This is a genomic window from Flammeovirga kamogawensis, from assembly GCF_018736065.1.
In the GTDB taxonomy this organism is placed as follows: domain Bacteria; phylum Bacteroidota; class Bacteroidia; order Cytophagales; family Flammeovirgaceae; genus Flammeovirga; species Flammeovirga kamogawensis.
Genome location: NZ_CP076128.1, coordinates 4631510 through 4644138, shown reverse-complemented (window position 1 = coordinate 4644138; position 12629 = coordinate 4631510). Strand labels below are relative to the sequence as shown.

Sequence of the window (12629 nt, the reverse complement as noted above, 5' to 3'; positions counted from 1 at the left end):
TTAAATTTTAATGTTTGATATTAGAATTTTTAATGAGATAAAATGTATATTTGCGGCATAATCTACACACAAATAGAAGTGTAGAAAATCCTTTTATAACTCATTAAATTATCAAACAGAAAATGAAGAAGCTGTCTATACTACTACTCTTCTTGTTACCTATGTATACTTTTGCACAAGACATTGATTCACTTGTGTTAATTAATGGTGACGTAATTGTAGGAGAAATCAAAAACATGGACAAAGGTGTTGTTGAAATTGAAACACCATACAGTGACTCAAACTTTAAGATTGAATGGGATGGAATTGAAAAGATGTATTGTAATACAAATTTTATGATCACTCTTTCTAATGGTAAAAGATATAATGGTCATATTAGATCTACAGACCCAACTGTTTTTCAATTAATTACTCCTACTGAAACCGTAGATGTAAATCCGGATAATATTGTTTATTTAAAGTCAATAAATAACTCATTTATCAGTAAGCTATCTGCTAACGTAGATGTAGGATATAGCTATGCAAAGGCAAATAATTTATCTCAATTAAATGCTTCTGGATATATTGGCTATACAACACATAGGTGGCAAGTTAGTATTAATGCTACAAGCTTAAAATCTACTCAAGATGATGTAGACCCTACTGAAAGAAATGAAGGTGGAGTAACAGGTAAATATTTCTTACCTCATGACTTTTACCTTACTGCAAACGTAAACTTCCTTTCGAATACGGAGCAATCTATTGATCTACGTACAGTTGGTCTACTTGGTATTGGTAAGTACATAATTCATACAAATACAGCATATTGGGGTTTCACAACGGGTGCATCGTACTTGAATGAATCTTTTGATGCTGTATATAATGAAAGTACAGGGAATTTTGAAACTCAGTCTGCTAGATCAGAGGCTGAATGGTTTCTAGGTACTGAAATTAACCTTTTTGACACTGGGGACCTTTCTTTTATGGCCAATGCTAAAGGATATCGTTCTTTAGGTGGCAGTGACCGTTGGAGGGCTGACGTTGGAGCAAATGTAAAGTATGATTTACCTCTAGACTTCTATATTAAAATGGGGTATAATATGAACTACGATACTCAACCTGCTGAAGCTGGTAAAGAAGTCGATTACCAATATACTTTCGGTTTTGGTTGGGAACTTTAGTAAAAAATCATAAAACGTGCACTTAGTTATTATATAAAATCCGATTTGTTGTATTAATTTGGGGTTGACAACTCCAAAAATAAAGAATGACAAATCAGATATTTAACAGTAAACTAAGTAATAGGCGTAAGATATTAATAGGTTTAGTGATTACATTGTTAACGCTAAACCTATTACAACTTTATTTAAATTCTGATGATACTACACGGCTTCAAGAACGTGTACAAAGTAAAAATGTAGAATTAGCACTAACATATACAAAGTTAGATTCTATCTCTTCAGAATTAAATAAGCAAATACAGATACTGAAACTTCTTAATGAGGAAACCGAGTCTTTACAAAAAGTAAAAGAGAATCTCGAAAAAGAAAAAAGAGAACTTCGGTCAAATCAATTACTTGAAGAATATAGGTATAATGAAATCCGTAAAAAGGTTTCTATGTATGAAGAATTACTTGCTCAAAAAGACAAAAAAATTACTTCATTAAAACATGTAAACGATTCATTAATCTCTGAAAACTTTCATCTTAAAGAAGAAAAAACATCTCTTACTTCTAAGATCAATAACCTTAAAAATCACCAAGGAGAACTTGAAAAAGAATTACACAAAGCAAAACGTTTAATTGCTTTCGATATTCATACTTTGGGTGGCGATAAAAAAGGAAATTTTACTCGAGGAAATAAATTTAAAATGAAAAAGACTGATCAAATTATTGTTCAGTTTAAAGTTTCAAAAAATGAAGTAGTAGAAGCCGGAAACAAACAAGTGTTTTTATGCTTAGTTGACCCTGATGGAGCTACAATATACAACCCCAACAACACAACAAGATTCTTTAAACTTGAAGATAACGGGGAGAACATTTTTTACACATCAAACACTTCGTTTGAGTATAAAAATGATGAAAAAATAGTACAAGTAATTTATGACAAAAAGAACCTAATGACAAAAGGAGATTATAGTGCTCAACTTTATTGTGATGGCTATTTTATCGGAAAAACAACTTTCAATATTTATTAATACTTCAATCTCTCTTTTTATACGAAATTGTATTATTTTGACAGTTAGATTCATATTTTGAACGTTTTTTTTTATAAAACTTCCCTATTTCCCCTTTTCTTTATTTTTTTGGTCAAAAAGTTCTATTTTTTTGTAGAACTTAGATAACTTAAGACAGTTTTTTAGCAAATTCGCAAACTGCGATTTTTAAAGAGCCTATTTTCTGTATCAATGAAAACAAATACGTATAAAACAATACAAGAAAAACCCATAGAAGAAAAGAAAATTTCTGAAAATAAATGGGTAAAACGTGTTCCAAAATGGAAGTTTTTATCCAATGATTTTGAGGATGACAATAGCCAATATATACAAAAGGTTATTTTTATTACTTTATTGGGTATTCTGTATATATCTAATAGTTTTCAGGCAGAAAAATCAGAGATTAGAATTAATAAATTAGAAAAGTCTGTTGAAAAACTACGTGTAGAATACAGTACTTTAAAATATGATTTTATTAATGAAAGTAAGCGTTCACAAATAGAGGAACGCGTTGCCCCCTTAGGACTTGTTCCCCCAGAAACTGCTCCTATTGTAATTACTGTTCCAAATTTAGAAGATAATTAAACTACAAATAAATCTATGGGAATTAGAAATTCCATATTACTCCGTGTTCGCTTTGCATTTTTACTTATTGTTGTTATTGCAACCGCAATTATTGTAAGAATATCAGATTTACAATTTGTAGAAAGAGATAAGTGGGAAAAAGCTGGTAACGCAAATAGAGTAAAAATAAGAAGAGTTGATGCAACAAGAGGTAATATATTAGCAGATGATGGGAGTTTATTAGCTACCTCTATCCCCTTCTATAAATTAGCATTTGACCCTTGTGTATCATCAGATAGTATTTTTAATAGCGGAGTTGATTCTCTTAGCCAATTATTATCAAGATATTTTAAAGAAAAGTCAGCTAGTCAATATGATAGTTTACTTAGAACAGCTCGTAAGAAAAAAAGAAGATATTTAATACTTAGTCATAAGTTAGTTAAGCATCAAGACAAAAAACATATTGACAATTGGCCTATTTTTAGAGAAGGCCGACATAATGGAGGTTTAATCTTTACAAAATATGAAAAAAGGTTTAAACCTTTTGATGATTTAGCAAGAAGAACAATTGGCTTTATCAGTAAAGATGAAGAAGCTCAATATACAGGTAGAGGGCTAGAATTTAGTTTTAATAATGATTTAGCTGGTATAGATGGTGAAGCTCTCTTTCAAAGAGTGTCTGGTAACCAATGGAAACCTTTAGATGATGGTGCACAAGTAAGAGCCGAAAATGGTCTTGATATTCAGACAACCATCAATATGGATTTTGAGGAGCACGCACATAATGTTCTAAAAGAAGCTTTAATTAAACACGAAGCAAATTTTGGTACTGTTCTCTTGATGGAAGTTAAAACTGGACAAATTAAAGCTATTGTTAACTTAGGTAGAACTTCTGAGGGAAATTATGTTGAAGACTTCAATTATGCTATTCAAGGTGTAATGGAGCCAGGTTCTACATTTAAGAGTGCGTCTATGCTCGCCTTACTAGAAGAGTTTGATTTAAATGTAAAAGACTCTGTAAATGCTGGAGATGGTAAATATATGTTCTATGATGAATGTATTATGACTGACTCTCATTACAATGGTTTTGGAATGTTATCCGTAGATGAAGTAATTGAAAAATCTTCAAATATTGGTATATCTAAATTAGTATTTAAAAACTTTAGGAGTAACCCAGAGAGGTTCTTTAAATACCTAGATCGATTTAACTTAACATCAACAATTGGCTTCCAAATGGAAGGAGAAGGAAAACCTTATATCAGTAGACCTGGTGACCCCAATTGGTCGGGTTGTTCTTTACCTTGGATATCTATTGGCTATGAAGTAGAAACCTCTCCATTACAAATGTTGACGTTCTATAATGCCATCGCTAATAACGGAAAAATGATTGCACCTAGAATTGTTAAGAAAATTCTAAGAGGTAACGAAGTTATTAGTGAAGCTGGTGTAAAAACAATAAGAAAAAGTATAAGTTCTGAACGTTCTTTAAAAGCATTACAAGGTATGCTAAGAAAAGTAGTTCAAACTGGTACAGCAAAAAGAATCAATAATAATGAGTTTGCTATTTCTGGTAAGACAGGAACAACTCAAAAATTGAAAAATGGTAAATACACAAAAAATTATTATACTTCTTTTGTTGGTTACTTCCCTTCTGAGGCACCTACTTATTCTATGATTGTTGCAATTGATGAACCTAAAGGTGCTAATCAATATGGTGGAGACGTTTGTGCTCCTGTATTTTTAGATATTGCTGAAGTGGTTTATTCAAGAACTACCGAACGTGATATACATTACGTACATAATGAAAATGAATCTGCTTTCCCTTACATAAAAGCAGGTAATTATAATGATTTACTTTTACTTTCTGATGCTTTTGATATTCAACAAGTATCAGAAAATACAACCCAATGGGTAAGAACAAGAGTAAAAGGAGATACCATTGCTTGGGTAAACGCTTCTGTTAAAAAAGGCCTTATGCCAGATGTTAGAGGTATGACTTTAAGGGATGCAATGTATTTAATAGAAAATGAAGGTGCTACTGTACATCCTCTAGGGAATGGTAGAGTTGTTACACAATCAATTTCGCCAGGTAGTCGTGTAAATAGTAGAACAAATGTCTATTTAAAACTGCAATAAAGACATTAATAACGTGAAAGGACAAAAAGAAATAGCTCAGTTATTAAAAGGTTTGGAATACGAATTGGTACAAGGAGATTTATCTCAAATTGTATCAGATATCCAACTAGATTCAAGAAAATTAACTGAGGATAGCTTATTTATTGCTATCAAAGGTACTGTATTAGATGCTCATAAATTTATACCAAAAGCAATTGAGTTAGGTGCTAAATCTATCATTTTAGAAGATACACCAGAACAACTTGTAGATGGCATTACATATATCAAAATAAATAGTACATCTCAAGCTGCAGGTATAATTGCAGCCAACTTTTTTGACAACCCATCAGAAAAAGTTAAAGTTGTAGCTGTTACAGGAACAAATGGTAAAACTACTGTTGTTACTTTACTTCAAAACCTTTTTATAAAATTAGGTTATAATACTGGAGCTTTAACTACAATTGAGAATAAAATCAATGATGAGATTATTCCAACAAAATTAACAACTCCTGACCCAGTAACATTACAATTCCTTTTATCTGAAATGGTAAAAAAGAATTGTTCTTATTGCTTTATGGAGGCTAGTTCTCACGCAATTGTGCAAGGACGATTACAAGGAATAAATTTAGAAGGTGCTATATTTTCAAATATCAGTCATGATCATCTTGATTATCATGGCACAATGAAAGAATATATCAATGCAAAAAAACGCCTTTTTGATACTCTTCCTAAAAAAGCTTTTGCCTTAGTGAATATTGATGACAAAAGAGGAAATGTTATGCTTCAAAATTGTAGAGCAAAACATTATTCTTTTGGTTTACACAGTATGGCTAATTTCAAAGGTAAACTCATTGATAATACATTTGAAGGGATTCAGATGGATGTTAATGGACATGATGCTTGGTTCCAATTAATAGGTTCTTTTAATGCTTATAATGTAATTTCTGCTTACGCCACTGCTATTTGCTTAGGTGAAGATGAATTTACAACATTACAAGCTTTATCAGAATTAAAACCAGCAAAAGGCCGTTTTGAACAAATCGTTTCTAAAAATAATATCCGTGGAATTATAGATTACGCTCATACTCCTGATGCGCTCGAAAATGTATTAGAAACTATACGAGATATTAGAGAAGAAGGAGAAAGAATAATAACAGTAATTGGTTGTGGTGGAGATCGAGATGCTACAAAGCGTCCTATTATGGCAAAAACTGCAGCAATGCTAAGTGAAGAAGTGATCTTAACTTCTGACAATCCTAGAACTGAAAAACCTGAGGATATTTTAGACGAAATGGAAGATGGAATATCTCCAACACAAGCTAGAAGAACTCAAATTATCTTAGACAGAAGAGAAGCAATTCAGAAAGCTGTTGAAATAGCTGAACCTCGTGATATCATTCTTCTTGCAGGAAAAGGCCATGAAACATATCAAGAAATTAATGGTGTAAGACATCATTTTGATGATAAAGAAGAGCTTTTCAAGGCCTTTAATTAATTTGAACAAATAAGAATTTACTATATATATGTTATATCATTTATTTTCATATCTACATAAACATTATGATGTTGTAGGCACAGGAGTATTCCAATATATTACTGTTAGAGCAATGCTTGCAACAATTTTCTCAATGGTCTATATTGCTGTATTTGGCCAGCCTATCATTCGTCAACTTCAAAAAATGCAGATGGGTGAAATTGTTAGAAATTTAGGCTTAGCAGGTCAGATGGAAAAGCAAGGAACCCCTACTATGGGTGGTTTAATTATAATTGGAGCCGTCTTATTTCCAGTTTTATTATTTGCTGACCTTACAAATGTATATATCCACCTTCTAATTACTACTTTACTTTGGACAGGAGCTATCGGGTTCTTAGATGATTATCTAAAACGTATCAAAAAGAACAAAGATGGATTAAGTGGTAAATTTAAAATTATTGGTCAAATTGGTTTAGGGCTAATTGTAGGGCTCACTTTACTTTCTAATGACGATGTTAAAGTGAGACAATTTGAAGAAGGTGCTAAATCAAAAAAAGTAACAGAATTAGTAGAAGGAGTTGATTATAAAGATCAAAAATCTTTAGAGACAACCGTTCCTTTTTTAAAGCATAATAAATTTGATTATTCTCAAGTATTACCGAATAAGACCGTATCTCATGTTCTGTATGTATTGCTTGTTATTTTTATTATCACAGCAGTTTCTAATGGCGTAAATATAACCGATGGTTTAGATGGTTTAGCAGCAGGTACAGCAGGTATTGTTGCTACTGCACTTGCTATATTTGCCTATCTTTCTGGTAACATTATTTTCTCTAGTTATTTAGATATAATGTACATTCCTAACTCCGGTGAAATTGCAATTTTCTCTACTGCCTTAATTGGAGCTTGTATTGGTTTCTTATGGTTTAATGCCTACCCTGCTCAAGTTTTTATGGGTGATACAGGCAGTTTAGCTCTCGGTGGAGTTATAGGTACTTTAGCTATTGTTTTAAGAAAAGAATTAATGATTCCACTTATGTGTGGAGTCTTTTTGGTAGAAAACTTATCTGTTATAATTCAGGTTTTTTATTTTAAATATACCAAGAAAAAATACGGTGAAGGAAGACGAGTATTTCTCATGGCACCTCTTCATCATCACTATCAAAAGAAAGAGATTCCTGAGCCAAAGATTGTTACTAGGTTCTGGATTATTAATATACTTTTAGTTATTGCAACGATCCTAACGCTTAAAATTAGATAACAATGACAGAAAAAGTATTGGTTCTTGGAGCTGGAGAGAGTGGCGTAGGTGCTGCACTTTTAGCACAAGCAAAAGGGTTTGATGTTTTTGTGTCTGACTTTGGTAAGATAGCCAAAGAACATAAAAATGAACTTATTACAGCAGCAATTCCTTTTGAAGAAGGAACTCACGCATCAGCACCAAGAAAAGTATCAATAGTAGTAAAGTCTCCAGGAATTCCAGATACTGCACCAATCGTTCAAGAATTAAAAAGCAATGGAGCCAAAATTTATTCAGAAATTGAATTTGCATTTGGTTATACATCTGCAAAAATTATAGCAATAACTGGCACAAACGGAAAAACCACAACAACTAAACTTATTCATCACCTGCTTACGAAATCAGGTATTAATGCAGGTTTAGCTGGAAATATTGGTATAAGCTTCGCTAAAGAAGTTTTAAATAAAAAACACGATTGGTATGTTCTAGAAATCAGTAGTTTTCAACTTGATGACATTGACCATTTTAAGCCTAATATCGCATTGATATTAAATATCACTCCAGATCATTTAGATAGATATAGCAACGATATTCAAAAATATGCAGATTCAAAATTCCGTATCATTGAAAATATGGACAGTGAGGGTACATTTATTTATGGTAAAGACGATACACTCACAAATCAGCAAGTAACTAAAAGGTCAATCATTCCACAATTAATCTGTTTCACTTTAGACTTTTTAAAAGAGAATTCTTTAGAAATACCTTTTGGTGACAAAACTTATACATTTGATAACCTACCATTAAAAGGTCCTCATAATGCATGGAACATGGAAGCTGCTATTCTTACCGCTTTATCAGTTGGTTTAACTCCTGATCAAATACAAGAAGCACTTCCTTCATTTATTGGAGAGCCACACCGTTTACAAGAAGTTGCTATTAAAAATGATATCACTTTTGTCAACGATTCGAAAGCAACAAATGTTGAAGCTGCATTATTTGCACTACAAAGTTTTGATAAACCAATTATTTGGATTGCTGGAGGTACAGATAAAGGAAACGATTATTCTCCCTTAATTTCTGTAGTTAAAAAGAATGTAAAGGGGCTTATTTGCCTTGGAGTTGACAATGAGAAATTAGTTAATACTTTCAGCGATATTATTCCTACTAAGGAAACTCAAGATACTGGTAAAGCAATAGAATTGGCTTTAGAACTTGCTGATAAAAATAGTATTGTACTCTTAGCTCCTGCCTGCGCTAGTTTTGACCTTTTTAAAAACTACATGGATCGAGGAGATATTTTTATGCAAGAAGTCCTTAAATTATAACAAGGAACCCATTTGAATTTTATTATGGAAAAATTATTAAATAAACTTGAGGGAGATCGAATTATATGGTTAGTGATGATTACACTATCTATGTTTTCGGTACTTGTTGTTTACAGTGCAACAGGGTCTTTAGCATATATGCAAGCTAACGGAGACAACGAACACTTTCTATTAAGACACTCAAGTTTGGTTTTTATTGGTTTAATAGGAGCCTTTGTATGTCACAGAATAGACTACATATACTACTCTAGAATATCTAGATATGCTCTTTTATTGTCTATACCTCTTTTACTTTTTACATGGGTTTTTGGTACAGAATTAAATAGTGCATCTCGTTGGATTAGTATTCCATTTATAAATCTATCTTTTCAGCCATCAGATTTAGCAAGACTTGCACTTATTGCTAATATGGCATCTATGTTATGGAAGCGTCAAAGAGATATTGGAGAGTTTAACAAAGCCATTGTTCCTTTGCTAATCTGGACAGGTATAATTTGTGGTTTAATTGGAGTATCTGATATTTCGACTGCATCTTTATTATTTCTAACTATAATGCTTCAGCTATTTATTGGTAGAGTACCTATTAAGTATTTATTTATGCTTGTAGTTATTGGTGCCTTAGCTGGTTTATTTGTGTATCAATTTGGGCAAAGGGGTGGCACAGCAGTTAGCCGTTTATCTTCTTTTATGAGTGAAACCGAAGTACCTTACCAAGCTGAACAATCTTATATTGCCATAGCAACAGGAGGTTTAACTGGAAAAGGAATTGGAGAAAGTACACAAAGAAACTTCCTACCTCACTCTTATTCAGATTTTGTTTTTGCTATTGTTGTAGAAGAGTATGGATTAATAGGTGCAATATTCATCATTGGTTTGTACCTCACATTACTTTACCGAGGAATGACTATTGTTGCAAGCAGTCAAAAAGCTTTTGGAGGGTTACTTGCTGCTGGGTTAACCTTTAGTTTAATTTTACAAGCATTTGTACATATGGGAGTTGTTGTTGGTTTACTACCTTTAACTGGTCTGCCGTTACCTCTTATTAGTATGGGAGGTACTTCTCTTTTATTTACAGGTATGACAGTTGGAATTATTCTAAGTGTTAGTAGATCTACAATGGAAGAATCTGAAGAAGTCCGTTTTAAAAGAGTAGAAAGAGCTGCTAAAAGAGCCGGGCAAAGTGGAACTAACCGCCCTAAAAATGTGCCTCTAAATTAAATAAAAACCACTTCATAATAGATTATTATACATCTGTTTGAAATAGAAATAAATTATAAATATTCAAAAAAGCAGCCTTAATAGTGTTGCTTTTTTGCATTAAAAAAAGATCTTACGGTTATGCTTAACAAATTCTAATCGTTATAGACACTAGTATTTTAAATATTGATACAATTACTTACATACCTGTTTAATCATCAATATCGTTCGTCTAATTAATATTTACGTAATTAGAATTACAACCCTTAAAACACTTTATTGATGACTTATGATTCTGCCCTTTTTACCCCATTGAATCAATTAATACAATCACTTCCAGACACCTTTGATTCAACTATAAATTCTACCCATTTATTAAATCAGATATTATCTAAAGTAACAGATTTAACAAAGAGTAAATACGGGTTTATAGGTATTGTAGATCTAAATCAAAAAATAATTAGTTATTCTACTCTTATTGAATCTAAAAGTAATAGATCAAACTCATCACCTTTACCTAATAATATTCGCACAACTCTTCCCTCGCCTGCAAACAGGTATTTACCCATTGCAAAATCTATAAAAGAAATTCATTTCTTATTTGATGAAAAAAGAGAAAAAAATGGACTACCATGGTTTTCTACAATTCTTCTCCCCATAGAAATTTCTAATAATGTAAAAGTTATTATTGGCCTTTGTGATAAAAAAGATGGGTACAATGCGTTTTCAAAGAAACAAATGTCAGCTCTCTCATTAAAATTGAGAAAAATTATTAAACAATGTCCTCCAAAGGATAATGTTTCTGTTTCCTATAAAAATTCTCCTTCTAATGTATTAGATTTTTGTTACACCACTCCTTTACTGTAAAAAACTCTACTGTTCAACTAACATAGATTCTTCAATTTTTTCTAATAATGCATTACCATATAATTTAGGTATTGAGTGATCTTTATTATTTCTTAAACCAAGAAGTTTTTCAGCCTGAAGCATTGTAAGACTTCTAAACTTAACCTCTTCGTTATTTGTTGCAAACTGATATTTCAGAATTTGATAACATTCTTCTAGAGATAAATCAAAAGGGTTTTTATTGAGCATAATTCTATTTTTTTGTAATAAAAAACTGCAAGCTCAACATCAAAAATATAAAAGGGGGATTCTGTTATTTTTGTCTAGAATCAGACCACATCTATTTCGCCACCGTGGCTTGCTTTGCTCGGTTGGCACCCTAATCATTATGAAAAAGGTTCTTGATGTTTAGAAATAATTATTTCTTGTTGCAAGATTACATAACTTCATTTTACAAACCAAACTAACAACACCTATTAACTATTATTTAGTTTTACAACACGGGTTAAAATCACCCTTTTAAATAATATTTTTTTGTACATTAGTAGCAAACCTATTCTACAATGCCTTCAAAAATCGTATCATTATTAATAGTATTTTTATTCTGTTTAAGTTGTACTGAAGACCCTATTTCAGAACAGAATAGCCCATACACTTTAGATATTCCTTCTCATTTTGGAAAACAATATACACTTCCCGAATCAAATCCATTAACCACAAAAGGTGTTGAACTAGGACGTATGCTCTTTTATGACAAGCAACTTTCGCGAGATCACACTATTTCTTGTGGTAGTTGTCATATTCAAGAAAAAGCATTTACAGACGGCCTTGCAAAGGCTGAAGGGATTCATGGATTAATTGGTGATTTTAGTAGTATGTCTACAACAAATTTGATGTGGAACAGTCATTTTTTTTGGGACGGTAGAGCAAGTAGTATTGAAGAACAAGCCCTAGGGCCAATAGAAAACCCATTAGAAATGGATTTAACACTTGAAGAGGCAGTTGAAAGAATAAGTGTTGACGATAAATACTCCAACTTATTTAAACTTGCTTTTGGCTCGTCTGAAGTAACAGCTGATAGAATTGGAAAAGCAATAGCTCAATTTGAAAGAACATTAATTTCTTCCAATTCAAAATATGATAAATATATAAAAGGCACTTATCAACCTACTCCAGAAGAGAAATTAGGTATGGATTTATTTTTAACACATCCAATTGCAGGAGAGTTAAGAGGTGGTAATTGTGGCGATTGTCATTTAGGTGTGTTGACTTCTGGAGATCCAATAAGCTTCAGAGGGTTTCATAATAACGGACTTGATGATGATAATACTATCAAAAAAGGTTTAATGGCAATTACAAATAATCGGTTTGACGAAGGTAAATTTAAAGCTCCAACTTTAAGAAATATTGCATTAACAGCACCCTATATGCATGATGGACGGTTTTCTACATTAGAAGAAGTTTTAGAACATTATGATCAACATATAAAAGATAGTTACACATTAGACCCACTTATTAGAGAGGCCAGTAATGAGCCAATCTTTCCTGGTGACCCAGTAAAGTTACATTTAACAGATACAGAAAAAGAAGCAATAATAACTTTTCTACACATGTTAACAGATGATGATTTTATTACTAACCCTGCATTCTCTGATCCTTTTAAAGATTAAA

General features: G+C 31.9%; 11 protein-coding genes and 1 riboswitch. Of the genes, 10 read left to right on the top strand and 1 reads right to left on the bottom strand.

What is annotated here, in order from left to right; all coding sequences use genetic code 11:
* Window positions 1-122 precede the first annotated feature (122 nt).
* From KM029_RS18845 to KM029_RS18805, 9 genes are all read left to right on the top strand, one after another.
* Complete coding sequence (locus KM029_RS18845) at window positions 123-1160, top strand: DUF481 domain-containing protein (protein WP_144074734.1); 1038 nt, start codon at window positions 123-125, stop codon at window positions 1158-1160.
* An 86-nt stretch (window positions 1161-1246) separates the two neighbouring features.
* Window positions 1247-2176: a hypothetical protein gene (locus KM029_RS18840; RefSeq protein WP_144074733.1), complete on the top strand. Its 930-nt coding sequence runs from the start codon at window positions 1247-1249 to the stop codon at window positions 2174-2176.
* 210 nt (window positions 2177-2386) lie between these two features.
* Window positions 2387-2779 carry an FtsL-like putative cell division protein gene (locus tag KM029_RS18835; protein ID WP_144074732.1) on the top strand — a complete coding sequence of 131 codons (393 nt, stop codon included), beginning with the start codon at window positions 2387-2389 and terminating at the stop codon, window positions 2777-2779.
* A 15-nt stretch (window positions 2780-2794) separates the two neighbouring features.
* Entirely contained in the window at window positions 2795-4894 is a 2100-nt protein-coding gene (locus tag KM029_RS18830) for a penicillin-binding protein (protein WP_144074731.1), read from the top strand.
* Window positions 4895-4907: 13 nt separating this feature from the next.
* Window positions 4908-6368 (top strand): UDP-N-acetylmuramoyl-L-alanyl-D-glutamate--2,6-diaminopimelate ligase, encoded by a 1461-nt coding sequence (locus KM029_RS18825; protein ID WP_240050316.1) that lies wholly within the window; start codon window positions 4908-4910, stop codon window positions 6366-6368.
* A gap of 28 nt (window positions 6369-6396) precedes the next feature.
* A complete protein-coding gene (gene mraY, locus KM029_RS18820; protein WP_144074730.1) occupies window positions 6397-7608 on the top strand; it encodes a phospho-N-acetylmuramoyl-pentapeptide-transferase in 1212 nt (403 codons plus the stop codon).
* Window positions 7609-7610: 2 nt separating this feature from the next.
* Complete coding sequence (gene murD / locus KM029_RS18815; RefSeq protein ID WP_144074729.1) at window positions 7611-8915, top strand: UDP-N-acetylmuramoyl-L-alanine--D-glutamate ligase; 1305 nt, start codon at window positions 7611-7613, stop codon at window positions 8913-8915.
* A 24-nt stretch (window positions 8916-8939) separates the two neighbouring features.
* Window positions 8940-10133 carry an FtsW/RodA/SpoVE family cell cycle protein gene (locus tag KM029_RS18810; RefSeq protein WP_144074728.1) on the top strand — a complete coding sequence of 398 codons (1194 nt, stop codon included), beginning with the start codon at window positions 8940-8942 and terminating at the stop codon, window positions 10131-10133.
* A 291-nt stretch (window positions 10134-10424) separates the two neighbouring features.
* On the top strand, window positions 10425-10979 hold the full coding sequence (locus KM029_RS18805; RefSeq protein ID WP_144074727.1) for a hypothetical protein: 555 nt from the start codon (window positions 10425-10427) through the stop codon (window positions 10977-10979).
* 6 nt (window positions 10980-10985) lie between these two features.
* Here the strand turns inward: KM029_RS18805 and KM029_RS18800 are convergent, their stop codons facing one another.
* Window positions 10986-11207: a hypothetical protein gene (locus KM029_RS18800; RefSeq protein ID WP_144074726.1), complete on the bottom strand. Its 222-nt coding sequence runs from the start codon at window positions 11205-11207 to the stop codon at window positions 10986-10988.
* A 56-nt stretch (window positions 11208-11263) separates the two neighbouring features.
* Window positions 11264-11371: riboswitch (SAM-I-IV-variant riboswitch) on the bottom strand.
* 150 nt (window positions 11372-11521) lie between these two features.
* Between KM029_RS18800 and KM029_RS18795 the strand changes: the two genes are divergently transcribed.
* Complete coding sequence (locus KM029_RS18795; RefSeq protein ID WP_144074725.1) at window positions 11522-12628, top strand: cytochrome-c peroxidase; 1107 nt, start codon at window positions 11522-11524, stop codon at window positions 12626-12628.
* Window position 12629 lies beyond the last annotated feature (1 nt).

Bases quoted from the DNA above. Each gene is read 5' to 3' on its own strand.
- KM029_RS18845 (WP_144074734.1), top strand. From the start codon at position 123: ATGAAGAAGCTGTCTATACTACTACTCTTCTTGTTACCTATGTATACT.
- KM029_RS18840 (WP_144074733.1), top strand. From the start codon at position 1,247: ATGACAAATCAGATATTTAACAGTAAACTAAGTAATAGGCGTAAGATA.
- KM029_RS18835 (WP_144074732.1), top strand. From the start codon at position 2,387: ATGAAAACAAATACGTATAAAACAATACAAGAAAAACCCATAGAAGAA.
- KM029_RS18830 (WP_144074731.1), top strand. From the start codon at position 2,795: ATGGGAATTAGAAATTCCATATTACTCCGTGTTCGCTTTGCATTTTTA.
- mraY (WP_144074730.1), top strand. From the start codon at position 6,397: ATGTTATATCATTTATTTTCATATCTACATAAACATTATGATGTTGTA.
- murD (WP_144074729.1), top strand. From the start codon at position 7,611: ATGACAGAAAAAGTATTGGTTCTTGGAGCTGGAGAGAGTGGCGTAGGT.
- KM029_RS18810 (WP_144074728.1), top strand. From the start codon at position 8,940: ATGGAAAAATTATTAAATAAACTTGAGGGAGATCGAATTATATGGTTA.
- KM029_RS18800 (WP_144074726.1), bottom strand. From the start codon at position 11,207: ATGCTCAATAAAAACCCTTTTGATTTATCTCTAGAAGAATGTTATCAA.
- KM029_RS18795 (WP_144074725.1), top strand. From the start codon at position 11,522: ATGCCTTCAAAAATCGTATCATTATTAATAGTATTTTTATTCTGTTTA.